Source organism: Rhodanobacter sp. IGA1.0 (assembly GCF_040208325.1).
In the GTDB taxonomy this organism is placed as follows: domain Bacteria; phylum Pseudomonadota; class Gammaproteobacteria; order Xanthomonadales; family Rhodanobacteraceae; genus Rhodanobacter; species Rhodanobacter spathiphylli.
Genome location: NZ_CP157948.1, coordinates 634,777 through 660,915, shown reverse-complemented (window position 1 = coordinate 660,915; position 26,139 = coordinate 634,777). Strand labels below are relative to the sequence as shown.

The window sequence follows — 26,139 nt, the reverse complement described above, 5'->3', positions numbered from 1 at the left end:
TTCGACCGGTATCAATGCACGCTGCCGCTGGACGCCGGATCATGCCGGTTGCACTCGGCATGCAGCAGCAGCGCGCCGACCCGAACGAACTCCTGCACCTCGATCAGCGCATCCTCGTCTTCGTCCTCGTTGTTGAAGTCGAACGAAGAGGCGGCGATGGTGCCAAAGTCGCGCAGGATCTCCTGCGCCTCCTCCGACAATGACGCGTGCGCCGCGGTACCAGCCAGGCCGAAGCCGCCGAGGAAGCCGCGACACCAGTCCACCACCGCCTCGGCGCGTTCGACCAGCGGGCGATCGTCATCGGGCAGCAGCGGCTCGAAGCCCAGTTCGCTGTCGGCCAGCTCGCGCTCGCACTGGCGGGTCAGTCGCTGCAGCAGCGCAAGATCCTCGGCCGTGGGGTCGGTCGCCTCGCCATCCAGCTGCAGGGCGGCAAGCACGTCGCCGCCCTGCGGACGGGCGCCGCCGGCCAGGTAGCCGCACAGCGACCCGTGCAGTTCGCTGGCTTCGGTGCCCAGTCGCAGACGCATGACCAGCGCATCGATATCATCGTGGCCGATCGGCCCGGTAGCCGCCATGGCGGTGCTCCTTCGCAAGAATGGCGGCCAGTTTAATGCACCGGGCGGCGCCCTCCGCACCCGTCGACCGGCTCGCAGATTTCCCGCAACGTCCTGCTATAGTTTCGGGCATGAGCACGCCCGATCCCGCCCCGTCCGATCCGGTTCACCAGCAGTTGGCCGCGCTGGCCCGCCAGCTTGACCATTTGCTGGAGACGGTGCGCCGGCTGAACGAGGAAAACCGCAGCCTGCGGCAGAGCCAGGAACAATTGTCCGGCGAGCGCGCCGGCCTGATGGCGCGCAACGAACAGGCCCGCAGCCGCGTCGAGGCGATGATCCAGCGCCTGAAGTCGCTGGAGAGCAACGGCTGATGAGCACACCCGCCAGTGAACCGGTCGCGCTGCGACTGATCGACCGCGAATTCCTGATCGCCTGCGCGCCGGAAGAACGCGAAGGCCTGCTCGAAGCCGCCGGCTTTCTCGATCGCAAGATGCGCGAACTGCGTGCGAACGCCAAGGCACCCAGCTTCGAACGACTGGCCGTGCTGGCCGCGATCAGCGTGGCGCACGAATTCCTCGGCCTGCGCAAGCAGCATGAAAGCCGGGAACAGCGCCTGAGCGACGGCCTTGCCACCTTGCAGCGCAAGCTCGACGACGCGTTCGAGCACGAAGTGCCGAGGCGCTGAACCGCAGCCTGCGACATCCATCGCCCCAGTGGCACATTGCGGACCAAGCGCCTAAAATGGCACCCGGCGTTTTCTGCGATGTGCGCCAGCACACTCTTACATTTGCCTTGTTCCTACATACGGCCCCGGGTCGGTTTCACATCGGTTGTTGTGCATGTCCGCCGCGTGCGGAAAGCCTTTAGGCCATGTAACCCTCCCACCTGATCCATCTTGGATCAAGGTCGTTCGGTGGGCAGCGGCATCGCGGTCTACGCCACTTCTTATTCCCCGTTCCGATCGTCGAGCCACGACCGGGACGATCACGCCGGAGCCGCGCGCCACGTGGACGTCAACGCCCAACGCCGCGATCTGCGCCAGCAACTGGCCGAACGTCGCCGCGCCCTGCCTCCGGCCGAACGCATCGCCGCGGCCCAGGGCCTGCGCCGCAGCCTGGAGCAACTGCCCGAGTATTTCACCGACGCGCGCGTGGCCGGCTACTGGGCCAGCCACGGCGAACTGCCGTTGAACCTGGTGATCCCGCCGCTGGCCACGCGCGGCCAGCAATTCCTGCTGCCGGTGATCGGCGCGGGCCGGAAACTGCGCTTCGCACCATGGAAGGCCGGCGACCAGGTGCAGCCCAATCGCTACGGCATTCCCGAGCCGGTCGATCCGCCCGAACTGTTCGAGCCGTTCCAGATCGACCTGGTGTTGGTGCCACTGCTCGGTTTCGACCGTCGCGGCAACCGGCTCGGCCACGGCGGCGGCTACTACGACCGCGGCTTCGCCTTCCTCAACGAACAGGTACGCCCCACCGAGCCGCTGCTAGTCGGCATTGCCTACGACTTCCAGGAACTGGAAATCGTAAATGAGGAACCCTGGGATGTTCCGCTGGATTTCGTCGCCACCGACCGCGAGCTGATCGACTGCACCCTCGCGCAGCAAGACAGTGAGACTCATCCATGAACCACTGGCTGATGAAGTCCGAACCTGACGCGTTCTCGATCGACGACCTCAAGCGCAAGAAGCGCGAGGCCTGGGACGGCGTGCGCAACTACCAGGCGCGCAACTTCATGCGCGACGGCATGCGTCCCGGCGACAAGGTGTTCTTCTACCACTCCAACTGCGCCGTGCCCGGCATCGTCGGCATCGCCGAGGTGGCCTCCGACGCGTACCCCGATCCCAGCCAGTTCGATCCGGAGAGCAAGTATTTCGACCCCGGCAGCTCGCGCGACAAGCCGCGCTGGATGCTGGTCGACGTGAAGTTCGTGAAGAAGCTCAAGCGCACGATCAGCCTCGACGAAATGAAGAACGATCCTGCGCTGGCCGAGATGCCGCTGCTGCGCAAGGGCAACCGGCTGTCGGTGATGCCGGTCGATGCGGCGCACTGGAAATGCATCCTGGCGCTGGAATGAGCGCCGCCCCGTCACCTTTCACCGGAATCCATCCATGAGCAACGCAAACGAGAAGAAGCTGGCCGGCGAAGCCGCCATCCGCTACGTCGAGGACGGCGCCATCGTGGGCGTCGGCACCGGCTCCACCGTGGCGTTCTTCATCGATGCGCTGGCCGACCTGAAGGACCGCATCCAGGGTGCGGTGTCGAGCTCGGAGCAATCGACCGCGCAGCTGAAGCGCCTCGGCATTCCGGTGCTGGACCTCAACGCCGCCGGCCCGCTGACCATCTACATCGACGGCGCCGACGAATGCGATCCGTACAAGCGGCTGATCAAGGGTGGCGGCGCGGCGCTGACCCGCGAGAAAATCGTGGCGGCGGCCAGCGAGAAGTTCGTCTGCATCATCGACTCCAGCAAACGGGTCGACCTGCTCGGCAAGTTCCCGGTGCCGATCGAGGTGATCCCGATGGCGCGCAGCCTGATCGGCCGCGAGATCGTCAAGCGCGGCGGCAACCCGGTCTGGCGCGACGGCGTGGTCACCGACAATGGCAACTGGATCATCGACGTGCACGGCTGGCAGATCGTCGACCCGGCCGCGCTGGAAAGCGAGCTGAACCAGCTGGCCGGCATCGTCACCGTGGGTCTGTTCGCGCGGCGTCCCGCCGACGTGGTGCTGATCGGCGACCGGGAGATGTGATTCGTCGCATCGTCCGCTTCCCGAAAAAAGACGGCCCTTGCGGGCCGTCTTTTGTTTCAGCACCTTACTGCGCCGGCCGCGGCTTCAGGCCGTCGCGGAAACGCAGGTGGCGGGCCGAGTGCCGCGCTTCGCGCAGGCGGCGCGCATGGGCCGCCAGGATGTCACCGCGGGTGATGATGCCCACCAGCTTGTGCGGGTCATCCTTGCCCACCACCACCAGCCGGCCCACGCTCTCGGCCACCATGTGATCCGCGGCCTCGCGCAGTGAATGTGCCTCGCTGACCGCGATCGGCGGCCGGGTCAGCAGTTCGCCCAGGCTCAGCGTGTAGTGCCACTGCGGGTCGAGCAGGCTGCGTCGGGTCAGCACGCCAAGCACGCGGCGGCGCTCGTCCAGCACCGGGTACCCCTGGTGCTGGGTCTGTGCGACGTCCTCGGCCAGCCAGCGCCGCACTTCAGCCAGCGTCTGCGTGCTGCCCAGGGTCACCACGTCGCGCGTGCAGGCCTCGCCCACCCCGACCTGGTCGAGATAGTCGGCCACGTACTCGGACGGCACGCGCACGCCACGCCGCACGATCTTCTCGGTCATGATGGTGTTGCGCATCATCAGGGCCGAGACCAGGTAGGCCGCGGTGCAGCCACCCAGCAACGGCAGCAGTCCCGCGGGCTGGCCGGTGGTCTCGAACGCGAACACCACCGCGGTGAGCAGCGCGCGCGAGGCGCCGGCGAAGATCGCCGCCATGCCGACCAGGGCGGCAATGCGCGGGTCCACGCCGAATTGCGGCGCCACGGCGGCGATGCCGAGGCCAACCAGGGCGCCCAGCGCACCGCCGATGGTGAACAGCGGCGCCAGCGTGCCGCCCGAGGTGCCGCTGCCCAGCGCGATCGACCAGGAAATGAATTTCATCACGCACAGGAAGGCCAGCGCGGTCAGCGTCAGCCTGCCGTTGAGGATGTCCTCGATGTTGGTATAGCCCACGCCCAGGGTCAGCGGCGCGAAGTAGCCGACCACACCAACCACCAGTCCGCCGATCGCCGGCCACCACATCCAGTGGATGGGCAGCTTCTCGAACAGGTCCTCGATGCCGTAGACGATGCGGGTGGTCCACACGCTGACCACGCCGATCAGCGCGCCGAGCAGCACGTAGACGAGCAAGGCCATCGCTCCCGGCGACGTCACCGCCCCCATCGCAAACACCGCGGTCGAACCCTGCAACAGGTAACGCGTGCCGGTCGAAGCAACGCAAGCCAGCGCCACCGGGATCAGCGAGCGCGGGCGCAGCTCGAACAGCAGCAGCTCCACCGCCAGCACCACGGCCGCGATCGGCGCCGAGAACACCGCGGCCATGCCCGCCGCCGCACCCGCTGCCAGCAGCACCTTGCGCTCGCTCCCGGTCACCTTCAGCACCTGGCCGATGAACGAACCCAGCGCGCCGCCGGTGGCGATGATCGGACCCTCGGCGCCGAACGGACCGCCGGTGCCGATCGCGATCGCCGAGGAGACCGGCTTCAGGAAGGTGATCCGCGGCGGAATCTTCGACTCGTTGAGCAGCACCTGTTCCATCGCCTCGGGGATGCCGTGGCCGCGAATCGCGCGCGAACCCCAGCGCGCCATCACGCCCACGATCAGGCCGCCGACCACCGGCACCAGCACCACCCACCAGCCCAGTCGGGGTACCGCGTCGGCAGGCGAGGAGAACGCGGTGGACCAGCGGCCGTAGAAGGCCAGATTGGTCACCACGCCGATAAGAGCCGTCAGCAATCGCGCAATCAGCGCAGCCAGCACGCCCAGCACGATCGACACCGCGGTGATGCGCAACACCCGTCGATCGACCAGGGTGGAGCGGCGCGGCATCCGCGCCGCATCCAGGCTCATGCCCATGGTCGGCGCCAGCGGCAACGCGTCGGTACTGCCCTCGGTGCGGACCGCCGGGCGGCCGGGATCGCTGTCGCTTGCCGTCGTCATCAGGGTGCTCACGAGTCAAAGGCGGAAATTTTACGCTGCTGCAGTGCATAACCGAAGGGCACGGAAGCACGCGCGGCGACGAAAGATCCTGCGCCAACGCCCCTCGCCAACGAAAAAGCCCGCCGGATGGCGGGCTTCTCGGCCGACTTGCCACGCCTTGCGGCGAGCGACGGCGTTTGTATTGGCAGCCCCGGATGGATTCGAACCACCGATGCCTGAGTCAGAGTCAGGTGCCTTACCGCTTGGCGACGGGGCTGTGGAACTGAGCTTAGCGCTTGGAGAACTGGGTAGCGCGACGTGCCTTGTGCAGACCGACCTTCTTGCGCTCGACTTCGCGGGCGTCACGGGTCACGAAACCGGCCTTGCGCAGCGGCGACTTCAGGCTTTCATCGTACTCGACCAGCGCGCGGGCGATGCCCAGACGGATCGCGCCGGCCTGACCGGTGATGCCGCCACCGGCAACCGTCACCTTGATGTCGAACTTGTCGGTGTTGTCGGTCAGCTCGAGCGGCTGGCGCACGATCATGCAGGAGGTCTCGCGGCCGAAGAAGGCTTCGAGCGTCTTGCCGTTGACGATGATTTCGCCCTTGCCCTTGCGCAGGAACACGCGAGCGGCGGAGGTCTTGCGGCGGCCGGTGCCGTAATTCTGCTGGATGCTCATGATATTTCCTTAGATTTCCAGCGCCTGCGGCTGCTGTGCGGTATGCGGATGCTCGGCACCGCCGTAGACCTTGAGCTTGCGATACATCTCGCGACCCAGCGGGTTCTTCGGCAGCATGCCCTTGACGGCGATCTCGATCACGCGCTCCGGGTAGGTCGCCAGCAGGTCCTTCAGGCTGGTGGTCTTCAGGTTGCCGACGTAGCCGGTGAAGCGGTGGTACATCTTGTCGTCCAGCTTGGCACCGGTAACGTGCACCTTCTGCGCATTGATCACCACGATATAATCGCCGGTGTCGCAATGCGGGGTGTATTCCGGCTTGTGCTTGCCGCGCAGACGGTGGGCGATTTCGGTCGACAGGCGACCGAGCGTCTTGTTCGTGGCGTCAACCACGAACCAGTCGCGCTTGACGTTGTCTGCATTGGCGCTAAACGTTTTCATTTCAGAATACCTGTCTGCCGCCGTGAGGCGGTACGCGTAATCGGTGGATCAAAGGCGCGAGATGATAGCGGAGCCTTCATCCACGGCGCAAGCCCACCGACCGGCGGGCTGTGAGCTGGCAATGATAGCATGACCACCGGGCCGCTTGAAAAGACCCCCCAGGGTTCCCGGGCGCAACCCGCATGGCCGTTGGGGTCCCCGGCACCTTGCCGCTGGCGTGAGGCGCCGTTGCCGTGGCCGAAGCAACCCCCATTGATCTGCTGACCGATCCTCTAGCTGGAGAACAACGCATGAGCGTACGCAACCTGAGCCGCCTCGACCGTCTGCTGACCGGCTGCGAGCGCGCACTGGAAGCGGTCGGCGGCGCGCCGCTGGCGCAGCGCCCCTCGCCATCCGCCGATCTTGCCGAAAGCGAACTTGATGAGGCCGAGCGCCGCCACGCCGCCGGCCTGATGCGGATCAACCACACCGGCGAGGTCTGCGCGCAAGCGCTTTACCTGGGCCAGGCCGCGCTCGCCCGCGACGCGGACAACCGCGAGCACCTGCTGCATGCCGCCGCCGAGGAAACCGACCACCTGGCCTGGTGCGCCGAACGCCTGCAGCAACTGGACAGCCGCCCCAGCCTGCTCAACCCGCTGTGGTATGCCGGCAGCTACGCGATCGGCGCCGCCGCCGCGCTGGCCGGCGACGCGCTGAGCCTGGGCTTCGTGGTGGAGACCGAGCGCCAGGTCGAGGCCCACCTGGCCGATCATCTGCAGCAGCTGCCACCCCAGGACGAGCGATCGCGCGCCGTGTTGACCCGGATGCAGGCCGACGAGATCCGCCATGCGCAGGCCGCGCAGCAACGCGGCGGCATCGACCTGCCGTTTCCGCTGCCGCAGCTGATGCACGCCAGCTCGATGGTGATGAAGACGGTGGCCTACCGGCTGTAGGAAAACCCGCCCTTCGGCGGGCGCATGCCTGAAAAAAACCGCCTTTCGGCGGGCGCATGCCTGAAAAAAAAAGCCCGCCTTTCGGCGGGCTTTTGTCACATCAGGTTGCGGCCGTGGAACAGTTCCTCGATCTCGCGTCGCAGCAGCGACTCGATGCGCTGGCGCTCCTTGAACGACAGGTCGTCGGCGTGGGCCTCGAACAGGTAGGTGTCCAGGTCGAAGTCCTTGATGTGCATCTTCGTGTGGAACATGTTTTCCTGGTACACGTTGACGTCGAACATCTCGTACTTCTGGCGGATGTGCCGCGCCAGGTAGTCCTGCACCGAGTTGATCTTGTGGTCGATGAAGTGCTTCTTGCCCTTCACGTCGCGGGTGAAGCCGCGCACGCGGTAGTCGGCGATCACGATGTCCGACTCGAAGCTGTCGATCAGGTAGTTCAGCGCCTTCAACGGCGAGATCACGCCGCAGGTGGCCACGTCGATGTCGGCGCGGAAGGTGGCGATGCCGTTGTGCGGATGCGTTTCCGGATAGGTGTGGACGGTGATGTGGCTCTTGTCCATGTGCGCGACCACGGCACCGGAGATGGTGTCGCGACCGAGCTTCTCGACCACCGGCTCCTCGGAGATCAGGATCGTCACCGAGGCACCCTGCGGGTCGTAGTCCTGGCGCGCCACGTTGAGGATGTTCGCGCCGATGATCTCGGCCACGTCGGTGAGGATCTGGGTCAGCCGGTCGGCGTCGTACTGCTCATCGATGTACTCGATGTAGCGGCGACGCTGGTCTTCCGACACCGCATAGCAGATGTCGTAGATGTTGAAGCTCAACGCCTTGGTCAGGTTGTTGAAACCCTGCAGACGCAGACGGGGAAGTGGTTTGACCACGGGCGGCGCTCCATGACCGGATATCGGCCAACATCAGAGGCGGGTTAGCGACAAGGGTCCCCGCGGCATTGGTTTGGAGTACAGGCAGGTGCCTGCACGACCCTTGTGAACGACAGCGATGTGCTGGCTGCTGTCGAAAGACCGCGAAGTATGCGGCAAAAGCGAAGGAATTAGAACCTGCGTGGAATCCGCGGCTTTGTCATAATGAGCAAGCCTGTCATGATGTCCCGACGGACGTGTACGACATGTGGCCATGATGCCCGGCGTGACAAGAATTACCTGTAGGGGATGCCCGTGGCTCAGCTCAAGTACCAGCTCCAACAAGCTTTCGAACGCTCGCAGGCCCCCCTGGGCTTCGCTCCCGACCCCGCCGCGATGGAACGTTTCCTGGGGCTGTGCCATCGCCGCCGCTACCCGGGCAAGACGGCCATCATCCGTCCGGGTGACCCGGCCAACACCTTGTACTACGTGGTGGACGGTTCGCTGGCGGTGTGCACCGAGGACGAACAGGGTCGCGAACTCATCCTCGCCTACATCAGCCGCGGCCAGTTCATCGGCGAAATGGGCCTGTTCGTCGAACAGGCCCAGCGCGAGTCGATGGTGCGCACGCGCACGGCCTGCGAGATGGCCGAGATCAGCTACGAGCGCCTGTTCCAGCTGATGGAAGGCCCGCTGCGCGAGGAGTGCCCGAAGATCCTGTTCGCGATCGGCGCCCAGCTCACCAACCGTCTGCTGCGCACGTCGCGACAGGTCAGCCGGATGGCCTTCATGGACGTCACCAATCGCATCTCGCGCACCCTGCTCGACCTGTGCCAGGAGCCGGATTCGATGACCCATCCGGACGGCACCCAGATCCGCATCTCGCGCCAGGAAGTCAGCCGCATCGTGGGCTGCTCGCGCGAAATGGTCGGCCGCGTGCTCAAGCAGCTGGAAGAGCAGCGCATGATCGACGTGTCCGGCAAGACCATCGTGGTGCGCGGCACCCGCTGATCGCTGGCGCACTCCCGGGAAGCCCTGCCTGAACCGGTTTTTTACGACGACTGGTTGAGGATGGCTTTCCGCCGCCAGTTGCGAGACCACGCTTGGATTACGGACAGTTCTTCATCTTCGTCGGTGTCGGCCTGCTCGCCCAGCTGGTCGACGGCGCGCTGGGCATGGCCTACGGCCTGGTCTCCAACTCGATCCTGCTGGCGCTGGGCCTGCCACCGGCGGTGGCCAGTGCCACCGTGCATACGGCCGAAGTGGTCACCACCGGCGTCTCCGGCGCCTCGCACGCGTGGTTCGGCAATGTGCGCTGGACGCTGTTCTGGCAACTGGCGATTCCCGGCGCCATCGGCGGCATCCTCGGCGCCACCTTCCTGGCCAGCGTGCCCGGCGAGGCGATCCGCCCCTGGGTCAATGCCTACCTGCTGATCCTCGGCGCGATGATCCTGCTGCGCGCCTTCGGCAAGCGGCTGACCCGGCACCAGGTGCAGCACAGCGGCGTGCTGGGCTTTCTTGCCGGGTTGCTCGACGCGATCGGCGGAGGTGGCTGGGGACCGCTGGCCACCAGCACACTGCTCGCCCGCGGCGGCGCCGTGCGCAGCACGATCGGCTCGGTCAACGCGGCCGAGTTCGTGGTCACCCTCTGCGTCTCCGCCACCCTGGTGCTGCATGTGGGCATCGGCCACTGGTCGATCGTGCTGGGCCTGCTCACCGGTGGCGTGATCGCCGCACCATTCGCCGCCTGGCTGGTGCGGCACCTGCCCGAACGCGCGGTGATGGCGGCCGTCGGCAGCCTGATCGTGCTGATCAGCCTGGGCCAGCTGGTGCAGACCCTGCTTCGATAGACGGAAACCGCGCGACCTGCGGATCGTCCTCAGAACCACTCGACGCGGGCGACCGTACGGCCCAGCGCCTTCTCGACCTTCTTGCACAGGGTCGGTGTGCCATTGACCAGCACCGGCTCGGCGGCGACCTTCAGCATCGCCACGTCATGCATCGAATCGCCGTAGGCGACCTGCCATGCCGACAGACCCTGCTTCGCCAGCAGCTGCACCTTGCGCCCGCCCACGTTGTGCCAGTGCACGTGCATGCCCAGCCAGCCGGGGCGCAGTTGCGAGGCCAGCACGTCCAGGCCGGTCAGCCCCAGTTGCTGCACGATCCCGCTGACCAGGGTGTGCTCGCAACCGGTCACCACGATCACCCGATCGCCCTGCAGCTGATGCTGGCGCAACGCCTGCAAGGCGTCGCGATGAAACTGCCGGGGCCGGCGTGCGAGATCGGCGGCAAACGTCTCCGCGGCAAGCCGGTAACGGCGCTCGCCCAGCCCGAACAGCGCAATGCGCACCAGCACATGCATCGGCACGCGCCACGAGAACGGCAGGATCAGCAGCAGCAACGGCGCCACCAGCACGGCGGGCAACCAGCGCCACCACGAGCGGCGATAACGCTCGCGGATGAACAGATGGAACGCGTCGCCGCGGAACAGCACGCCGTCGAAATCGAACAGCACCACCCGCGGCGCGACCGCCTCGACATCGGCGGTCAGGGTCTCCAGCTCCGGCATCACGGTCACGGCAGCGAGAACAGCCGCCGCAGTTCGCTGCCCGGGTCCTCGGCGCGCATGAACGCCTCGCCGACCAGGAACGCCTGGATGCCCCCTTCGCGCAGGCGCGCCACGTCCTCCGGAGTGTGGATGCCGGACTCGGCCACCAGCACGCGGTCGTATTCGATCAGCTCCTGCAGCGCCAGCGAGGTCTCCAGCGAGGTCTCGAAACTGCGCAGGTTGCGGTTGTTGACGCCGATCAGCGGCACCGGCAGGGCCAGCGCGCGCTCCAGCTCTTCCTCGTCGTGCACCTCGCACAGCACGTCCATGTCCAGCTCGGCCGCCAGCAGCGACAGCTGCAGCAACATGTCGTCATCCAGCGCCGAGACGATCAGCAGGATGCAGTCGGCGCCGATCGCCCGCGCCTCGTACACCTGGTACGCATCGATGATGAAATCCTTGCGCAACACCGGCAGCGCGCAGGCTTCGCGCGCCTGCTGCAGGAACGCCTCGCTGCCCTGGAAGAAGTCGCTGTCGGTCAGCACCGACAGGCAGGCCGCGCCGGCCGCCGCGTAACTGGCCGCGATCGCGGCGGGATCGAAATTGCCACGGATCAGTCCCTTGCTGGGGCTGGCCTTTTTCACTTCGGCGATCACCGCCGGCATTCCCGCGGCGATCTTCGCCTCGATCGCCGCGCCGAAACCGCGCGTGGGCGGCAGCTCGGCGATGCGCGCGACCAGCTCGGCCTCGGGCACGCGGGCGCGGCGCTCGGCCACTTCCTCGGCCTTGCGGACAAGAATGCGATTGAGGATGTCAGTCATGGCATCTCACTTGGATGGTGCGCAGGTGGCGCGATGAAGGCGATGGCGACGTCGGCGAAGTTCAAACGCCCACGGGCACCAGGCCGGAAAGTCGACGGGTGACCGCCACGAAGGCCTGCATTTTCGCATGCGCGGCACCGCTGGCAATCGTGGCGCGGGCCAGCTCGATGCCGTCGGCGATCGAAGCGACCACGTCGGCGGCGTACAGCGCCGCGCCCGCGTTGAGGCAGACGATGTCGTGCGGCACGCCGGCCTCGCCCTGCAGCGCGCCCAGCAGCATCGCCTTCGATTCCTCCGCGTTCTCCACCCGCAGGTTGCGGCTGGAGGCCATCGCCAGGCCGAAATCCTCCGGCTCCACCTCGTACTCGCGCACCACGCCGTCGCGCAGTTCGCCGACCAGGGTCGCCGCGCCCAGCGAGATCTCGTCCATGCCGTCGCGGCCCCACACCACCAGCGCATGCCGCGCGCCGAGCTGCTGCAGCGCGCGCACCTGGATGCCGACCAGGTCGGGATGGAACACGCCCATCAGGATGTTCGGGGCGCCGGCCGGGTTGGTCAGCGGGCCGAGGATGTTGAACAGCGTGCGCACGCCCATTTCCTTGCGCACCGGCGCCACCACCTTCATCGCCGGATGATGGTTCGGCGCGAACATGAAGCCGATGTCGGTCTCGGCCATGCACGCGGCGACGTGTGCCGGCGCCAGCTCGATCGACGCGCCCAGCGCCTCCAGCACGTCCGCACTGCCCGACTTCGACGACACGCTGCGACCGCCATGCTTGGCGATGCGCGCGCCGGCCGCCGCCGCCACGAACATCGAGGCGGTGGAAATGTTGAAGCTCGACGCACCATCGCCGCCGGTGCCGACGATATCCAGGAAATGCGGATGTGCCGGCGCATCGACCTTCGCCGACAGCTCGCGCATCACCCGCGCCGCGCCGGTGATCTCGCCCACGGTTTCCTTCTTCACCCGCAGGCCGGTGATGATCGCCGCCGTCATCAGCGGGCTCACCTCGCCGTTCATGATCTGGCGCATCAGTGCGATCATCTCGTCGTGGAAGATTTCGCGATGCTCGATCAGCCGTTGCAGGGCTTCCTGCGGCGTGATCGTGATGGTCTGGGCGGAACCGTTCATGCCGCGGCCCGCAGCGGCTGCCCCAGGAAATTGCGCAGCAGGTCGTGGCCGTGCTGGGTCAGGATCGACTCGGGGTGGAACTGCACGCCCTCGACCGCCAGTGTCTTGTGGCGCAGGCCCATGATCTCGTCGATCGAGCCGTCCGGATTTTCCGTCCAGGCGGTGACTTCGAGGCAATCGGGCAGCGACGACTTCTCCACCACCAGCGAGTGGTAGCGCGTCGCCTCGAACGGATTGGGCAGGCCGGCGAACACGCCCTGGCCGCGATGGATCACCGGCGAGGTCTTGCCGTGCATGATCTGCTTGGCCCGGATCACCTTGCCGCCGAACACCTGGCCGATCGCCTGGTGGCCCAGGCACACGCCGAACACCGGGATCTCGCCGGCCAGCTCGCGCAGGACGTCCAGCGACACGCCCGAATCATCCGGCGTGCCCGGTCCGGGCGAAATCATGATGTGCGAAGGGCGCAGCGCGCGGATGCCGGCGACATCCAGCGCATCGTTGCGCACCACCTTCACCTGCTGACCCAGCTCGCCCAGGTACTGCACGAGGTTGTAGGTGAAGCTGTCGTAGTTGTCGATCATCAGCAGCATGGGGCATCGCTTCGTGGCATTGGCGCAGTGCGTCATGATAACCACAGTGCGCCTGCCGCGCCCGCGCCGACGGGGAAGCTGGCTCAGCCGCGGGGCGCCAGCATCGCCGCCGACAGTCCCGCATCCACCAGCGGCGCCGGCAGCGGCAGGCCCAGCGCCAGGTGGGCGCAGGCTTCGCCCATCGCGGCGCTGGTCTGGATGCCGTAGCCGCCCTGCGCGGCGACCCAGAAGAAGCCGGGCGCATCGGTGGCGAACCCGCCGACCAGGTCGCCGTCGGCGACGAACGAACGCAGGCCGGCCCAGCTGCGGCGGGGCCGGCGTATCGTCATCGTGGTCGCCTGCTCGATGTTGTGGATGCCCAGCGCGATGTCGTATTCCTCCGGCTGCACGTCGTGCGGCTCGACCGGATCGGCGTTCGCGCACGAGCCCAGCAACAGGCCGGCGTCGGGCTTGAAATAGAAGGTTTCGCCGAAGTCGTTGATGAAGGGCCAGCGCGCGGTGGCCAGCGCCTCGGGCGGATCGAACACGAAGGCGGAGCGCCGCTTCGGCACGATGCCCAGCGGCGCCACGCCGGCGAGCCTGGCCACCTGGTCGACCCAGGCGCCGGCCGCGTTGACCAGCAACGGCGCGCGGTACGCGTGCTCGCCAGCCTCCACGCGCCAGCCGCCGGCATCGCGCTCGATCGCCCGGATCGCCACGTCCACCCGCAACTGGCCGCCGCGGGCGCGCAGCCCGCGCAGGAAACCCTGATGCAATTCGTTGACATCGATGTCGGCCGCGCCCGGCTCGTGCAGGCCGATCTGCGCAAACTCCGGCCGCAGCACCGGCACGGCGGCCTGCAACTGCGCTGCGTCATGCAGCTCGATGTCGCGCGTGAACGGCCGGATCGCCTCGTACAACGCGCTGACGTCATCCACCTGCGCCGCGTTGCCGACCAGGGTGGCGCCGCGCGGACCGAGGATGGGCTCGGCGGTGAAGCCGGCCGGCGGCGAAGCCAGGAACGGCCGGGTGGCGCGGGTCAGTGCACGCACCTGGGCCGAACCATAGGTTTCGCTGAACAGGGCTGCCGAGCGGCCGGTCGAATGCATGCCGGCGTAGGACTCGCGCTCCAGCACCAGCACGCGCGCATGCGGCGCAAGGAAGTAGGCGACCGAGGCGCCGGCCATGCCGGCACCGATCACGATCACGTCGGTTTCGATCAGATCCATTTCGAGCTCGGGGTTGAAGATGGGGAATGGGGAGCGGGAAAGGCGGGGGTTCTAGGGCTCTGCTTCGCCATTCCCGACTTGCCGTGACTGACGATTGACCACGCTGGTGGCGGCAAGGTCGCCGGTGACGTTGCCCAGGGTGGCCAGCGCGTCGGGAATCGTGTCCACCGCCAGCATCAGGCCCAGCGGACTGAGCGGCAGGCCCATCGCCTGCGCCACCGGCAGGTTGGTGGCGACGAAGGTGACCTGCCCCGGCAAGCCCACCGAGCCCAGGCTGATCACCACCGCCAGCAGCGCGCCGGCCAGCAGCTGCGCGGTGGACAGGTCGACGCCGTAGGCCCAGGCGATGAACACCGCCGAGGTGACGTACTGCACCGGGCTGGTCAGGCGGAACAGGCTCACCGCCATCGGCAGCACCAGCGCAGCCACCTGTTTCGGGTAACCAAGCCGGCGGTCGGCGCTTTCCAGCATCGCCGGCAACGAGGCCAGCGACGACTGCGTGCTGATCGCCACCACCTGCGCCGGCACCAGTGCGGGCACGAAGCGGCGCAGCCGTTCGCCGCCGAAGAACAGCGCCACCGGCAGCATCATCACGGTGACGGACAGGTACAGCAGGCACTCCACCAGCACGTAGACACCCAGCGCGCTGAGCATGCCCAGCCCGGAACGGGCGCATACCGAAAGGATCAGCGCGAACACGCCCAGCGGCGCCACCCACAGCACCCAGCGCACGATCACGATCATCGCGTCGGCGATCGCCTGGAAGAATTCCACCAGCATCGCGCGACGTGCCGACTCGATCCGGGTCAGCGCGAAACCCAGGAACAGCGCAAACACCACCAGCGGCAGCATCGCGCTCTGCGCCGCGGCCATGATCGCGTTGCTGGGCACGATCGCCACCAGCGTATCGATCCAGTTCGGCGCCGCCTGCGCGGCGGCCGGCACGCTGGCGTGATCGAGCGCCACGACCAGGGCGGGATTGTGCGGAAACAGCGAGAACACCAGCGGCGCGGCCAGCGCCGCGAACAGCGCGCCGCCGGTCAGGATCAGCAGGAAGGTCACGATCGCCCGCCGCGCGATGCGCCCGGACGCCGCCGCGTCGCTGGCGGTGTTGACGCCCACCACCACCAGCGCCACCACCAGCGGCACCACGGTCATCTGCAGCGCGTTCAGCCACAGCTTGCCGATCGGCTGCACCACATTGGCCACCTGCAGCGCCGCGGTTTCGTTCCAGCCGGCCAGCAGCAGGCCGATCACCGCGCCCGCGGCCAGTCCGGTCAGCACGCGGGACGTCGCACTCATCGGGCGGCATCCGTGGCGGCGATGGCCGGCAACTGCCATGCCGTGCGCAGGCGCTCGTACTCGCCCTGCGGCAGCAGCACGAACACCGGATGATCTTCCGGCTTCAGCCACGCCAGCAGCGACTGCATCACCGCCGGCGTCATCGCGGTGCAGCCGGCGGTGGCGTCGCTGGGCGACTTCCACAGGTGGGCGAAGATGCAGCTGCCGGCCTGCGGAACGTTCGCGGGGTTCTGCTCGATCACGAAGCCCATGCGGTAGCGCTGGTCGCCGTGCGCGTGCAGGTCGCGCCGCATCGGCTCGGTGGAACCCTTGACCGCCGCGGCGCCGACCACGCTGGCGTCGACGATGCGGTTGTAATGCTTCGCGCCGCTGACGTCGACGCAGTATTCGGTGGCGTTGAGCGCCAGGTACGGCATCGCGGTGTCGACGCTGGCGGCATAACCGAAGCTGTCGCCGATGCGGAACACCCCGGCCGGGCTGCGGTTGTCGCCCTCGCGCTTGACCGGGCCGCCCCCGTCGGTCTGCGGCGCGTTCAGCCCCAGGCCCCAGCCGGCACCGTTCTTGCCGACGGTCACCGGCACCGCGGCGCGCACTTCGCGCCAGCCATCGCCTGCCCGCTCGAACGTGCGCAGCGTGCCATGGTCCACGTTCCAGCCGGCCGTGGTCACCACGATCATCTGGCGCGCGTCATGCCACGGCGTCTTCGCCGTGCCGGCGTGCGCGACGCCGGCGAGGGTGACGGCGAACGTCAGCAAGGCAAGGGTTCGGCGGTTATCAGTCATCAGCTTTCCATCCGGTAAACCATCATCATCCGGTCATCTGCAGGAGCATCACCGGCAAACGGGCTCCTGCCACTCCCCGTTCCCCGTTCCCCGTTCCCCGCCTTCAAGGCTCCAGCATCAGCTGGATGCGATCGAGGTTGGCCAGCAGTTGCGCGTGCCGGTCGTCGCCGCCTTCGCACAGCTGCACGAACAGGCCGTCCAGCAGGTGCTGCAGCGCCGACTGGTACAGCAGCGGCTGGATGTACGGCAGCTCGTCGTGGGCGGACACCACCAGGGCGAGGTCGGCCAGCGTGCGCAGTGGGTTGGCGGTGTGCCGGGTCACCGTGATCACCTGGCCACGGCGCTCACGGAAGTAGCGGGCGATCTTGCCCAGCGCCGGATGGTTGCCGTGCTCGGAGAACACCAGCAGCACGTCGCCGGCGCCGGCGACGGAGATGTTGGCGGTCATCCGCGCGGTGTCGAAATTGTGCACGGTCAGGATGCCCAGCAGCGACAGCCGCAGCGCGAAGTTGCGCGCGTAGATGTCGTCTTCGCCCAGGCCGATGATGAACACCTTGCCGCTGCGGCCCGCCTGGGCGATCGCCTCGGCCACCGCCTGCAGCGTTTCCGGCGGGTTGATCAGCCGGGTCGCCTCCTCGGCCTCGGACTTGCGCCGCCACAGGGTCGAGCCACCGGCATCGCCGTCGCTGGCCGTCGCCAGCTGCGGTGCGTCGCTGTTGTCGGCGCGGGCGATCGCCTCGCCCACCGAATACTTGAGATCCGGATAGCCCTTGAAACCCAGCTTCTGGGTGAACTTCACCACGCTGGACTGGCTGATGCCCAGCGCATTGGCCAGTTGTTGCGAGGAGTAGTCGCGCAGCAGCTGCGCGTTCTCCAGCACGAAGTCGGCGATGCGCCGCTCCACTGCCGACATCTGGTCGCGTTCCGAACGGATTTTGACCAGCGGCGACATCAGTCTTCGATCCTCTCCAGGCCCCGTATCTCGCGGATGCCCAGGCCGGGTGCGTCCGTCACCGAGATCTCCGATTCGTTGAAGATTACCCCACCGTCGACCGGGTTGAACTGGCCCAGCGAAGGTCCGTCGAGGTCGATCTTGGTGATCACGTCGGCCTTGGCCACCGCCACGTGCACGGCGGCCGCCACGCTGATGCTGGTCTCCAGCATGCAGCCGATCATGCATTCGATGCCGTGCATGCCGGCGATGTCGGCTATGCGGATCGCGTTGGAGATGCCGCCGGTCTTCATCAGCTTGATGTTGATGATGTCGGCCGCGCGCAGGCGGATCAGCTCGATCACCTCCATCGGACCGAACACGCTCTCGTCGGCCATCACCGGCGTGTGCACGCGTTCGGTGACGTAGCGCATGCCGGCCAGGTCGCGCGCCTTCACCGGCTGCTCGATCAGCTCCAGCTTGATGCCGGCGTCTTCCAGCGTCTGCAAGGCGTACACCGCCTGCTTGGCGGTCCAGCCCTGGTTCGCGTCCAGCCGCAGCAGCGCGCGGCCTTCGACTGCGGCGTAGATCGCCTTGACCCGCTCGATGTCGACGCCGATGTCCTTGCCGACCTTGATCTTCAGCGACTCGAAGCCGCGCTCCACCGCCGAGATCGAGTCGGCCACCATCTTGTCGATGTAGTCGACGCTGATGGTGATGTCGGTGGTGATCACCGGATCGCCGCCGCCGAGCAGCTTGTACAGCGGCGCGTTGTAGAGCTGGCCCCACAGGTCGTACACCGCGATCTCCACCGCCGCCTTGGCGCTGGTGTTCTTCTCCATCGAGGACTGGATCAGCTGGGTGATGTGGTTGAGGTTGGCGATCTCCTGGCCGATCAGCCGCGGCGAAATGTAGTGCCGGATCGCGTCGATGATCGAGCCGTGGGTGTCACCGGTGATCACCGCGGTGGCCGGCGCTTCGCCATAGCCGATCTCGCCGCTGTCGGTGTGCACCATCACCACGATGTCTTCCACCGTGGAGACGGTACGCAGGGCCGTCTTGAACGGGGTCTTCAGCGGCACCCGCAGCATGCCGAACTGGATGTCGGTGATTTTCATGATTTGACGTGCTCTGATCCTGTGCGATGACACTTCACGACGTCATTCCCGCGCAAGCGGGAATCCATCTTGCCGCTGACCCGAAAAGCAAAGTGGATTCCCGCTTGCGCGGGAATGACGCCGCGAGAGAGTGAGTGGACTTCCTTCATGGCCGGATGCGCACGATGCTGGTCATGCGGTCGACAAAGGTCTGCTTGTCGTTGTAGAGCATCGGCAGCAACGGCGTCACCGATACCGCGTTGAGCTTGACATGGGCCTTGCTGCCATCGGCCTTGCGATAGCTCATGCCGCCCACGTCGTGGATCACCCAGGGCTGTCCCTTGTACTGGCCGATCACCATCATCACGTGGCCCGGGATGTAGACCAGGTCGCCCACCTGCAGTTCATGCGCGGCCTTGAGGCGTGCCTCACGGCTGTCCTTGTCGGTGAACAGCCGATGCTCCAGCGCCGGGCTGATCGACTGCTTGCTGGTATCACGCGGCATCTGCACGCCCATGCTGCGATACACGTCGGAAACAAAACCGCTGCAGTCGCGGCCGTCGTACGCATGCCCCCAGCCGTAGCGCTCGCCGAGGAACTTGAAAGCCTGGTGGAGGATGTTGGCCGGGGTCAGCGGCAGGTAGTCGCCGGCCGTGTCGGTGTTCTTCTGCAGCAGCGCGGGCGAGAACTGCAGCTTGCCGGCGGCATCGCGCCACGGCAGTTCCAGCGTGTACGCGGCGTACGCCGTTTGCCCGTTGACCGGCTGGTCCGGCGCCAGGCCGCCGGCCAGCGGCACGCGCGTGCTCATGTCCAGTTGCAGCTGCGACAGCTCGGGACGTTCGCGGGTGAACACCGTGCGCTCGCTGGCTCCGGTGATCACCCGGTACGGCGACTTGTCGACGTAACCGAAGACCTGCCCCGCGCTGCCCTCGGCCACGTTCTCCGCCTTCGTCCACGCGGCGTAGCGCGGGCTCAGCACGAACAGCCACCGGCCGTCGGCACCGGCATGTGCGATCACCACCGGCACGCCGGGGAACTCGGCAGTTTCCTGGAAGCGGTCGATGTCGGTGTCATCGTTCGAGCTGAACACGCGCAGGTCGGTCGGAAACGCGCGGAACGCGGCGCGCTGCACGATCAGTCCATAACGTGTGGGCTGGCTGGCCGGGACCTTGTCCAGGGCGAGATCCGCCACCAGCGCATCGAACGTCGCCGACGGCACCGGCTTGCCCTCGACGTCGTAGCGCTGGTGCGTGGGGCGCTCCGAAACATGCGTGATCCAGCCACTGACCTGCTCGCGGGAGAGCGTGGCCGGCAGCTTGCGCAGGTCGTGCATCGACGGGTCGAGCTGCAGCAGCTTCGCGTTCTCCGCCTCGATCGTGGCGCGATCCATGATCACCCGGTCGGGCTGCGCCTGCAGACCGATCCAGAACTGCGGGGTCAGCTGCGCCTCGCCCACGCCCAGCACGCCCGACGGCGGTATGGTCAGCGCGTCATTCGCCTCGCGCGCCTGCAGCGGTGCGCCGGCGAAGGCGAAGGCGAAGGCAAGCACGCTGGCGGCAATCAGGGAAAATCGCATCGTTCCGATCCTGTATCGAATACGCGTCACGGTAGCGCCAGTGTCGACATGATCGTCGCCACCAGCAGGCCGAAACCGGTGCCCAGGATGTAACCGAGCAAGGCCAGCAGGATACCCACCGGCACCAGCGCGGCCGAATAGCTGGCCGCCAGGATCGGCGTGGCGGCCACGCCGCCAATATGCGCCAGCGAGGAGATGCCGCACAGGTAGAGATCGAAGCGGAACAGCTTGGCGAAGCCGACCAGCAGCACCGCGTGGATCGCGATGACGGTGGCTCCGCACAGCAGGTACAGCGGCGCCGCGGCGATGCCGTGGAAATTGCTCTGCGAGGCCAGCACCGCCACCACGCTGATCAGCATCGCGCTGGAAATCGTGCCGGCGCCGGGAAACCGCGCCAGCGGCGTATGCGCCACCACCAGCCCGCAACCGGTGGCCAGCAGGATGGTCCAGGTGGTGGCGCTGACCATGCCCGACACCGGCAGCCAGCCGGCCAGCCAGCCCGACAGCGCCGCCACTGCCAGCGCCATGCCCAGCCACAGCAGCACGCTGTCGTAAGTGGTCGGCGCGCTGGTCTTCGGCTCGGCCAGCGGGATGTCGCCGCTGGACCTGGCCCGGGTCCACCGGTTGAACGCCGGTGCCAGCCGTGCCACCGAGAACAGCACCACCACCCACATCGAGTAGCACAGCGCATCGGTCAGCAGCGACATCGCCAGCAGGTCGTCGGGCATGGCGATCGCCTGCTTCACCGCGATCATGTTGGCGGTGCCGCCGACCCAGCTGCCGGACAGCGCGGCCAGTGGCTGCCACTGGTTGCCCGGCAACCAGTGGCGATAGATCAGGAAGCTGGCGATGAAGGCCACGAGCAGGCTGACCGAGGTGCAGGCGAACACCCCCAGCACGCGCGGCCCCAGCCGCCAGATCGCGCGCAGGTCGCAGTTGATCATCAGCAGGAACAGCAGGGCCGGCACCATGTGCGACACCAGCATCGACTGCGCCGCCTTGATCTCGGCATTGACCTGCCACAGCCCCGACACCGCCAGCGCGGTGACCAGCAGGTAGGTCAGCACGATCGGCGGCAGCACCGAGAAGATCTTCCAGCCGAAGCGGCGCTCGATCGCCGGAAACAGCCCCGCGACCAGCAACATCAGCGCCAGATAAGGCCAGACCGTATGGATCACGTGCACCCCCTCGTGGATCGTTTGCGGGCATCCACAGGCTGACGGTGTGCGGCCAGCAAGGAATAGCTGATTCTTGTTGAGTTCAACCGAAGCATAAATTATTGACCGGCATTTGCAAGCGTGTTACACAACCGTTTCAGGGGTCAATCGCGGGGACGTTTGTCGATGGATACGTTGCTACCTGTCGCACTGGCAACACGTCAGCCCACACGCAGGCTGCGCCTGGTGGCGTGCCTGTTCGCCCTGCTGCTTGCCAGCCCCGTCGCCTTCGCCGGCGCGGATGCCAGCAACGGAACCACCGCCCCCATCATCGCCCAGATCGACGCCGGCCATTTCCAGGCGGCCGAAGCAGCGATCACCGCTGCGCTGGCACAACCCGGCGTGCCGGCCGACACGCAGCACCAACTGGCGTTCCAGCGCGAGCGCATGCGCCGCATCCTGCTCGACTTCACCCTGAGCGCCGACGACGTCAAGGCGCGCGTGCGCAAGCAGATCCCCGACCTCACCGACGCCGAGTTCGCCAAGTGGAACGCGGCCGGCCTGTTCGAGCATCAGCTGATCGACGGCAAGACGCTCTATTTCAAGCGTTCGCCGGGCAACCTGTTCCGGCTCAGCGCCGAGGCGGTGGCGCGGCGCGCCGTGCAGACGCCGATCAGCGACGGCCCGATGGAAGCGTTGAACGATCACCAGCGCGCGATCTACAAGGCGGCGCTGGCCGGACATCGCAGCAGCGTTTTGCCGCGCCGCTTGCGCATGACGCAGACGCTGACCGTCGCCGCCGACGCCGTCCCCGCCGGCGAAATCGTGCGCGCCTGGATTCCGTATCCGCAGGCGATACCCGGCCAGCAGGAAGACATCCGCTACGTGGCCAGCGTGCCGGCGCAGCACCGCATCGCGCCCGAGTCCGCGCCGCAGCGCACCGCGTATCTGGAGAAGCCAGCGGTGGCCGGGCAGAAGACCGTGTTCTCGGTCACCTGGGAACTGACCCAGTACGCGCAGTACCACGCGATCGATCCGGACCGCGTGGTACCCGCCACGATCACCCCCGAGCTGGCGCCGTTCGTGGCCGAGCGCTCGCCGCACATCGTGTTCACCGAGGCGATGCGCGCGTTCTCGCGCAAGGTGGTCGGCGACGAGAAGAACCCGTACCGCATCGCGCAGAAACTGTTCGCCGCGGTCGACCGGATTCCCTGGGCCGGCGCCCGCGAATACTCGACGATCTCCAACATCAGCGACTACGCCCTGCACGCCGGCCATGCCGACTGCGGCCAGCAGACCCTGTTGCTGATGACCCTGCTGCGGCTCAACGGCATCCCCACGCGCTGGCAGTCGGGCATGGTGTTCTCCAGTGACGGCAGCGGCTACAGCAACATCCACGACTGGGGCTTCGCCTACCTCGCACCCTACGGCTGGGTGCCGATGGACGTCACCACCGGCCGCCTGCATCCGTCGCCCGCGGACGACCCGGCGCTGGAATGGTTCTACCTCGGCGGGCTCGACGAATACCGCATCGCCTTCAACAGCGACTACGACCGTCCGTTCCAGCCGGCCAAGCAGCAGTTCCGCTCGGACAACGTGGACTCGCAGCGCGGCGAGGCGGAGTGGCGCGGCGGCAACATCTATTTCGATCAGCTGGATTACGACTTCGACTGGCAGCTTCTGCCGGCGGCGCAGGGACGCAGCGGCAAATAACAGAAAGCCTTCAATAAACATGGCATCGACGGCGTCGATGGGGAGATGGGGAAATGAGCAACAGTCGCAGCTTGCGCAGAACCGTACTTTGCATGGCGCTGGGCCTCGGCCTGGGGTCACTGGCAACGCCGGCGGCCTTCGCCGGCAACAATGACGGTTCGGTGGTGGGCCATGCCCAGGCCGGCGCGGTGATCACCGCGGTGAATCCGGCCACCGGGCTGACCCGCACGATCACCGCCGACCAGCGCGGCAACTACCGCTTCCCGTTCCTTCCCGTCGGCGACTACACCGTCAGCGCCAGCGTGAATGGCCAGCCGGTTGGTCAGCCGCGCACCGTCACCGTCAGCCTCGGCAATGCCACCACGCTGGACCTGGGCGCCTCGCCCAGCGCCACCGACCTGTCGGCGATCCAGGTCACCGGCAACGGCCTGCCGGTGATCGACGTGACCTCGACCGAGTCGGCCACCAATGTCTCGCGCGCCGAACTGGTGCGCCTGCCGGTCGACCAGAACGTCACCTCGGTGGCCCTGCTGGCGCCGGGCGTGGTCAAGGGCAACGCGGGCTTCGGCGGCATTTCCTTCGGCGGCTCATCGATCGCCGAGAACTCCTTCTACGTCAACGGCCTCAACGTCACCGACTTCTACAACCGCAATGGCTTCTCCGAAGCCCCGTTCGCCTTCTACGACCAGTTCCAGGTCAAGACCGGCGGCTACTCGGTGGAGTTCGGCCGCACCACCGGCGGCGTGGTCAACGCGGTGGCGCGCTCGGGCACCAACGAGCTGAAGGGCGGCGTCGAGATCACCCTGGAGCCGGGCAACTGGCATTCGCGGGCCGATGACCAGTACAACGCCGAGGGCAAGCGTTACATCACCGCCAGCCGCGACCAGGACTCGCTGGTGAAGACGAACGTCTGGGCGTCCGGCCCGATCATCAAGGACAAGCTGTTCATCTTCGCGATGTACGAAGCCCGCGGCAGCAGCCCGCGCAATACCAACGACCCCGGCAACACGCTCACCTCGAACAGCGCCAACACCGGTTTCTGGGGCACCACGATCGACTGGAACATCACCGACAGCAACGCTCTGCAGCTGATGGCGTTCTCCAACAAGAACAAGAACACCGGCGACGTCTACGGCTACCACTACGACACGAACACCATCGACGCCCTGAGCAACAAGATCTTCTCCGACACCGGCGGCAAGGACTGGGCGCTGACCTGGACCAGCTACCTCACCAACGACCTGTCGATGAAGCTGATGTACGGCCGCAACGAACGCGAAGCGTTCACCCGCTCGCAGCTGGACATCAGCTGCAACTACGTGTCGGGCAACAACGCCTTCCTGCAGCTCCACGACCCGGGCGTCGCGCTGGGCTGCACCAGCAATTCCACCGTCTACGATCGCAACGACATCCGCAAGCAGGCGCGCGCCGACTTCGAATGGACGCTGGGCGACCACCTGCTGCGCTTCGGCTACGACCACGAGAACGACACCTCCGACTACAGCCGTTACTACGCCGGCCCGGGTGCGTACTACTACAACCTCTATGCGGCCAACGCCGGCACCACCATCCCGAACGGCGGCGTGGTGCCGGCCGGCTACGACTCCTACATCCGCGCCCGCCGCTACGAGATCTCCGGCACGTTCACCACCAAGAACGCCGCCTACTACATCGAGGACAACTGGCAGGTCACGCCCAACCTGGTGCTCAACCTCGGCGTGCGCAACGACAGCTTCGACAACCAGGACGCGGCAGGCCGCAGCTACATCAAGATGGACCGGCAGATCGCCCCGCGACTGGGCTTCTCCTGGGACATGAAGGGTGACGGCAGTACCAAGCTGTTCGGCAACCTCGGCCGCTACTACCTGCCGGTGGCCAACGTGATCAACATCAAGCAGGCCGGCGGCCTGCTCGATGAGCGCACCTATTACGCGTTCGACGGCTGGGACTACCAGACCCTCAACGGCGTCGAGTACGCCATCCCGAAGCTCGGCCCGCAGATCGGTGCGGTCGACGATTCGCAGGGCGACGGCACCGTCGGCGACCTGCGCTCGGAAGTCGACAAGAACATGGACCCGGTCTACCAGGACGAGGCGATCCTCGGCTTCCAGCAGCTGATCAGCAACAGCTGGTCGTGGGGCGTCAAGGGCACCTATCGTCGCCTGCACAACGCGATCGACGACATGGAAATCAGCGCCACCGCCCAATGTGGTGAAGACGGCTACATCGGCTGGGTGATGGCCAACCCGGGAACGAAAGTTACCGTGTGGGGCGACACCAACTGCGACGGCACGCCTGACGGTTACCTCACTGTCGATACCGCGAAGGAAGGCTGGGCGATGTATCGCCAGGACGGCGTCGATGCCAACAACGAACCGATCATGACCTACATCGGGCAACATGGCTGGGTGAAGCCCAAGCGCACCTACGCGGCCGTCGAGCTGCAACTGGACCGTGCGTGGGACGAGAAGTGGTCGATGAACGCCTCGTACACGATGTCGTGGAACCGCGGCAACGCGGAAGGCCCGGTCAACTCCGACACCAACTTCGACGACACTGGCCGCACCGAGAACTTCGATGATCCGTGGGTCAACATGGGCGGCGATGGCTACCTGCCGAACGACCGCCGTCACCAGTTCAAGCTGCGCGGCGCCTATGCGCTGACTCCTCACTGGCAGCTCGGCGCCGACCTCAACGTGGCCTCCGGCGGCCCGATCACCGGCTTCGGCGTGGGCAATCCCTACGACACCAAGAATTACCACAGCTACTTCATCTGCGTGGATAACTGCAACTCGCCGTTTTCCGCGGAACGTGTCTACGAGCGCTCACCGCGCGGCAAGTACGGCCGCCTGCCGTGGACCTACAACCTCAACGCCGGCATCACCTACGTGAAGCCATTTGACGGTGGAGAGTTCCGGGTGAAACTGGCCGTCTACAACCTGCTCAACCAGAAGCGCACCACCCGGGTGGACCAGGACCTGCAGACCGACATCGGCGACGTGATTGACGACCAAGGAAACGATACTGGCGTCGGCCAGCTCAATCCGACGTTCCGCCAGCCGCTGGGCTTCCAGTCGCCGCGGTTCACCCAGCTGACCATGTCCGTCAACTTCTGATCG

General features: G+C 66.8%; 26 protein-coding genes, 1 tRNA gene and 1 other RNA gene. 11 read left to right on the top strand and 17 right to left on the bottom strand.

Annotated features, from left to right (window positions below; genetic code table 11):
- Window positions 1-11: 11 nt before the first annotated feature.
- Window positions 12-575 (bottom strand): UPF0149 family protein, encoded by a 564-nt coding sequence (locus ABNK63_RS02880; protein ID WP_007807279.1) that lies wholly within the window; start codon window positions 573-575, stop codon window positions 12-14.
- A gap of 110 nt (window positions 576-685) precedes the next feature.
- On the opposite strand from ABNK63_RS02880, the gene ABNK63_RS02875 reads away from it, so the two are divergent.
- The 6 genes from ABNK63_RS02875 to rpiA all read left to right on the top strand — a co-directional run bounded on the left by ABNK63_RS02875 (window position 686) and on the right by rpiA (window position 3,306).
- Entirely contained in the window at window positions 686-925 is a 240-nt protein-coding gene (locus ABNK63_RS02875) for a TIGR02449 family protein (RefSeq protein WP_007807283.1), read from the top strand.
- Entirely contained in the window at window positions 925-1,239 is a 315-nt protein-coding gene (locus ABNK63_RS02870; RefSeq protein WP_007807286.1) for a cell division protein ZapA, read from the top strand. Before ABNK63_RS02875 ends, ABNK63_RS02870 begins: the two co-directional genes overlap by 1 nt.
- A gap of 67 nt (window positions 1,240-1,306) precedes the next feature.
- Window positions 1,307-1,493: non-coding RNA, 6S RNA (ssrS, locus tag ABNK63_RS02865), on the top strand.
- Window positions 1,494-1,560: 67 nt separating this feature from the next.
- Complete coding sequence (locus tag ABNK63_RS02860; RefSeq protein WP_007807287.1) at window positions 1,561-2,181, top strand: 5-formyltetrahydrofolate cyclo-ligase; 621 nt, start codon at window positions 1,561-1,563, stop codon at window positions 2,179-2,181.
- Window positions 2,178-2,630, top strand: a complete 453-nt coding sequence (locus tag ABNK63_RS02855; RefSeq protein WP_350016636.1) for an EVE domain-containing protein — start codon at window positions 2,178-2,180, stop codon at window positions 2,628-2,630. The genes ABNK63_RS02860 and ABNK63_RS02855 overlap by 4 nt, the downstream gene beginning before the upstream one ends.
- A 34-nt stretch (window positions 2,631-2,664) precedes the next feature.
- A complete protein-coding gene (gene rpiA / locus ABNK63_RS02850) occupies window positions 2,665-3,306 on the top strand; it encodes a ribose-5-phosphate isomerase RpiA (protein WP_007807292.1) in 642 nt (213 codons plus the stop codon).
- Between the two features lie 64 nt (window positions 3,307-3,370).
- Here rpiA and ABNK63_RS02845 read toward each other — a convergent pair whose 3' ends face one another.
- The 4 genes from ABNK63_RS02845 to rplM all read right to left on the bottom strand — a co-directional run bounded on the left by ABNK63_RS02845 (window position 3,371) and on the right by rplM (window position 6,368).
- Window positions 3,371-5,269: a chloride channel protein gene (locus ABNK63_RS02845; RefSeq protein WP_350016635.1), complete on the bottom strand. Its 1,899-nt coding sequence runs from the start codon at window positions 5,267-5,269 to the stop codon at window positions 3,371-3,373.
- A gap of 182 nt (window positions 5,270-5,451) precedes the next feature.
- Window positions 5,452-5,525, bottom strand: a tRNA-Gln gene (locus ABNK63_RS02840).
- A 12-nt stretch (window positions 5,526-5,537) separates the two neighbouring features.
- Window positions 5,538-5,930: a 30S ribosomal protein S9 gene (rpsI, locus tag ABNK63_RS02835; protein ID WP_007807295.1), complete on the bottom strand. Its 393-nt coding sequence runs from the start codon at window positions 5,928-5,930 to the stop codon at window positions 5,538-5,540.
- A gap of 9 nt (window positions 5,931-5,939) precedes the next feature.
- Window positions 5,940-6,368 (bottom strand): 50S ribosomal protein L13, encoded by a 429-nt coding sequence (rplM, locus tag ABNK63_RS02830; RefSeq protein ID WP_007807297.1) that lies wholly within the window; start codon window positions 6,366-6,368, stop codon window positions 5,940-5,942.
- 290 nt (window positions 6,369-6,658) lie between these two features.
- On the opposite strand from rplM, the gene coq7 reads away from it, so the two are divergent.
- Window positions 6,659-7,300: a 2-polyprenyl-3-methyl-6-methoxy-1,4-benzoquinone monooxygenase gene (gene coq7 / locus ABNK63_RS02825; protein WP_350016634.1), complete on the top strand. Its 642-nt coding sequence runs from the start codon at window positions 6,659-6,661 to the stop codon at window positions 7,298-7,300.
- Window positions 7,301-7,395: 95 nt separating this feature from the next.
- Here the strand turns inward: coq7 and speD are convergent, their stop codons facing one another.
- Complete coding sequence (gene speD, locus ABNK63_RS02820; protein ID WP_007807301.1) at window positions 7,396-8,181, bottom strand: adenosylmethionine decarboxylase; 786 nt, start codon at window positions 8,179-8,181, stop codon at window positions 7,396-7,398.
- A gap of 288 nt (window positions 8,182-8,469) precedes the next feature.
- On the opposite strand from speD, the gene crp reads away from it, so the two are divergent.
- The gene (gene crp, locus ABNK63_RS02815; RefSeq protein ID WP_007807303.1) at window positions 8,470-9,171 is read left to right on the top strand and encodes a cAMP-activated global transcriptional regulator CRP; all 702 of its coding nucleotides are present in this window, start codon (window positions 8,470-8,472) and stop codon (window positions 9,169-9,171) included.
- A 92-nt stretch (window positions 9,172-9,263) separates the two neighbouring features.
- Window positions 9,264-10,010 (top strand): sulfite exporter TauE/SafE family protein, encoded by a 747-nt coding sequence (locus tag ABNK63_RS02810; RefSeq protein WP_007807305.1) that lies wholly within the window; start codon window positions 9,264-9,266, stop codon window positions 10,008-10,010.
- A 29-nt stretch (window positions 10,011-10,039) separates the two neighbouring features.
- Here ABNK63_RS02810 and ABNK63_RS02805 read toward each other — a convergent pair whose 3' ends face one another.
- The 11 genes from ABNK63_RS02805 to ABNK63_RS02755 form a co-directional block, all read right to left on the bottom strand.
- Window positions 10,040-10,729, bottom strand: coding sequence for a haloacid dehalogenase-like hydrolase (locus tag ABNK63_RS02805; RefSeq protein WP_350017182.1), 690 nt, complete (start codon window positions 10,727-10,729; stop codon window positions 10,040-10,042).
- A 5-nt stretch (window positions 10,730-10,734) separates the two neighbouring features.
- Window positions 10,735-11,529, bottom strand: coding sequence for an indole-3-glycerol phosphate synthase TrpC (gene trpC, locus ABNK63_RS02800; RefSeq protein ID WP_007807308.1), 795 nt, complete (start codon window positions 11,527-11,529; stop codon window positions 10,735-10,737).
- Window positions 11,530-11,590: 61 nt separating this feature from the next.
- A complete protein-coding gene (trpD, locus tag ABNK63_RS02795) occupies window positions 11,591-12,661 on the bottom strand; it encodes an anthranilate phosphoribosyltransferase (protein WP_007807310.1) in 1,071 nt (356 codons plus the stop codon).
- Window positions 12,658-13,254 carry an aminodeoxychorismate/anthranilate synthase component II gene (locus ABNK63_RS02790; protein WP_007807312.1) on the bottom strand — a complete coding sequence of 199 codons (597 nt, stop codon included), beginning with the start codon at window positions 13,252-13,254 and terminating at the stop codon, window positions 12,658-12,660. Before ABNK63_RS02790 ends, trpD begins: the two co-directional genes overlap by 4 nt.
- 83 nt (window positions 13,255-13,337) lie before the next feature.
- Window positions 13,338-14,462: an FAD-dependent oxidoreductase gene (locus ABNK63_RS02785; RefSeq protein ID WP_007807314.1), complete on the bottom strand. Its 1,125-nt coding sequence runs from the start codon at window positions 14,460-14,462 to the stop codon at window positions 13,338-13,340.
- Window positions 14,463-14,513: 51 nt separating this feature from the next.
- A complete protein-coding gene (locus tag ABNK63_RS02780; RefSeq protein WP_350016633.1) occupies window positions 14,514-15,764 on the bottom strand; it encodes a dicarboxylate/amino acid:cation symporter in 1,251 nt (416 codons plus the stop codon).
- The gene (locus ABNK63_RS02775) at window positions 15,761-16,546 is read right to left on the bottom strand and encodes a L,D-transpeptidase family protein (RefSeq protein WP_350016632.1); all 786 of its coding nucleotides are present in this window, start codon (window positions 16,544-16,546) and stop codon (window positions 15,761-15,763) included. Before ABNK63_RS02775 ends, ABNK63_RS02780 begins: the two co-directional genes overlap by 4 nt.
- Before the next feature lie 103 nt (window positions 16,547-16,649).
- A complete protein-coding gene (locus ABNK63_RS02770; protein WP_350016631.1) occupies window positions 16,650-17,498 on the bottom strand; it encodes a MurR/RpiR family transcriptional regulator in 849 nt (282 codons plus the stop codon).
- Window positions 17,498-18,595: a dipeptide epimerase gene (locus tag ABNK63_RS02765; protein ID WP_007807323.1), complete on the bottom strand. Its 1,098-nt coding sequence runs from the start codon at window positions 18,593-18,595 to the stop codon at window positions 17,498-17,500. Before ABNK63_RS02765 ends, ABNK63_RS02770 begins: the two co-directional genes overlap by 1 nt.
- Before the next feature lie 145 nt (window positions 18,596-18,740).
- Window positions 18,741-20,150, bottom strand: a complete 1,410-nt coding sequence (locus tag ABNK63_RS02760) for an SH3 domain-containing protein (protein ID WP_350016630.1) — start codon at window positions 20,148-20,150, stop codon at window positions 18,741-18,743.
- Window positions 20,151-20,176: 26 nt separating this feature from the next.
- On the bottom strand, window positions 20,177-21,328 hold the full coding sequence (locus tag ABNK63_RS02755; RefSeq protein ID WP_350016629.1) for a DUF819 family protein: 1,152 nt from the start codon (window positions 21,326-21,328) through the stop codon (window positions 20,177-20,179).
- 165 nt (window positions 21,329-21,493) lie between these two features.
- Here ABNK63_RS02755 and ABNK63_RS02750 point away from each other — a divergent pair, with 165 nt between their 5' ends.
- The gene (locus ABNK63_RS02750; RefSeq protein ID WP_350016628.1) at window positions 21,494-23,020 is read left to right on the top strand and encodes a transglutaminase-like domain-containing protein; all 1,527 of its coding nucleotides are present in this window, start codon (window positions 21,494-21,496) and stop codon (window positions 23,018-23,020) included.
- A gap of 53 nt (window positions 23,021-23,073) precedes the next feature.
- The gene (locus ABNK63_RS02745) at window positions 23,074-26,136 is read left to right on the top strand and encodes a TonB-dependent receptor (protein WP_350016627.1); all 3,063 of its coding nucleotides are present in this window, start codon (window positions 23,074-23,076) and stop codon (window positions 26,134-26,136) included.
- Window positions 26,137-26,139: the final 3 nt, after the last annotated feature.

Bases quoted from the DNA above. Each gene is read 5' to 3' on its own strand.
- ABNK63_RS02880 (WP_007807279.1), bottom strand. From the start codon at position 575: ATGGCGGCTACCGGGCCGATCGGCCACGATGATATCGATGCGCTGGTC.
- ABNK63_RS02875 (WP_007807283.1), top strand. From the start codon at position 686: ATGAGCACGCCCGATCCCGCCCCGTCCGATCCGGTTCACCAGCAGTTG.
- ABNK63_RS02870 (WP_007807286.1), top strand. From the start codon at position 925: ATGAGCACACCCGCCAGTGAACCGGTCGCGCTGCGACTGATCGACCGC.
- ABNK63_RS02855 (WP_350016636.1), top strand. From the start codon at position 2,178: ATGAACCACTGGCTGATGAAGTCCGAACCTGACGCGTTCTCGATCGAC.
- rpiA (WP_007807292.1), top strand. From the start codon at position 2,665: ATGAGCAACGCAAACGAGAAGAAGCTGGCCGGCGAAGCCGCCATCCGC.
- ABNK63_RS02845 (WP_350016635.1), bottom strand. From the start codon at position 5,269: ATGACGACGGCAAGCGACAGCGATCCCGGCCGCCCGGCGGTCCGCACC.
- rpsI (WP_007807295.1), bottom strand. From the start codon at position 5,930: ATGAGCATCCAGCAGAATTACGGCACCGGCCGCCGCAAGACCTCCGCC.
- rplM (WP_007807297.1), bottom strand. From the start codon at position 6,368: ATGAAAACGTTTAGCGCCAATGCAGACAACGTCAAGCGCGACTGGTTC.
- coq7 (WP_350016634.1), top strand. From the start codon at position 6,659: ATGAGCGTACGCAACCTGAGCCGCCTCGACCGTCTGCTGACCGGCTGC.
- crp (WP_007807303.1), top strand. From the start codon at position 8,470: ATGCCCGTGGCTCAGCTCAAGTACCAGCTCCAACAAGCTTTCGAACGC.
- ABNK63_RS02805 (WP_350017182.1), bottom strand. From the start codon at position 10,729: ATGCCGGAGCTGGAGACCCTGACCGCCGATGTCGAGGCGGTCGCGCCG.
- trpC (WP_007807308.1), bottom strand. From the start codon at position 11,529: ATGACTGACATCCTCAATCGCATTCTTGTCCGCAAGGCCGAGGAAGTG.
- trpD (WP_007807310.1), bottom strand. From the start codon at position 12,661: ATGAACGGTTCCGCCCAGACCATCACGATCACGCCGCAGGAAGCCCTG.
- ABNK63_RS02790 (WP_007807312.1), bottom strand. From the start codon at position 13,254: ATGCTGCTGATGATCGACAACTACGACAGCTTCACCTACAACCTCGTG.
- ABNK63_RS02785 (WP_007807314.1), bottom strand. From the start codon at position 14,462: ATGGATCTGATCGAAACCGACGTGATCGTGATCGGTGCCGGCATGGCC.
- ABNK63_RS02780 (WP_350016633.1), bottom strand. From the start codon at position 15,764: ATGAGTGCGACGTCCCGCGTGCTGACCGGACTGGCCGCGGGCGCGGTG.
- ABNK63_RS02775 (WP_350016632.1), bottom strand. From the start codon at position 16,546: ATGACTGATAACCGCCGAACCCTTGCCTTGCTGACGTTCGCCGTCACC.
- ABNK63_RS02770 (WP_350016631.1), bottom strand. From the start codon at position 17,498: ATGTCGCCGCTGGTCAAAATCCGTTCGGAACGCGACCAGATGTCGGCA.
- ABNK63_RS02765 (WP_007807323.1), bottom strand. From the start codon at position 18,595: ATGAAAATCACCGACATCCAGTTCGGCATGCTGCGGGTGCCGCTGAAG.
- ABNK63_RS02760 (WP_350016630.1), bottom strand. From the start codon at position 20,150: ATGCGATTTTCCCTGATTGCCGCCAGCGTGCTTGCCTTCGCCTTCGCC.
- ABNK63_RS02750 (WP_350016628.1), top strand. From the start codon at position 21,494: ATGGATACGTTGCTACCTGTCGCACTGGCAACACGTCAGCCCACACGC.
- ABNK63_RS02745 (WP_350016627.1), top strand. From the start codon at position 23,074: ATGAGCAACAGTCGCAGCTTGCGCAGAACCGTACTTTGCATGGCGCTG.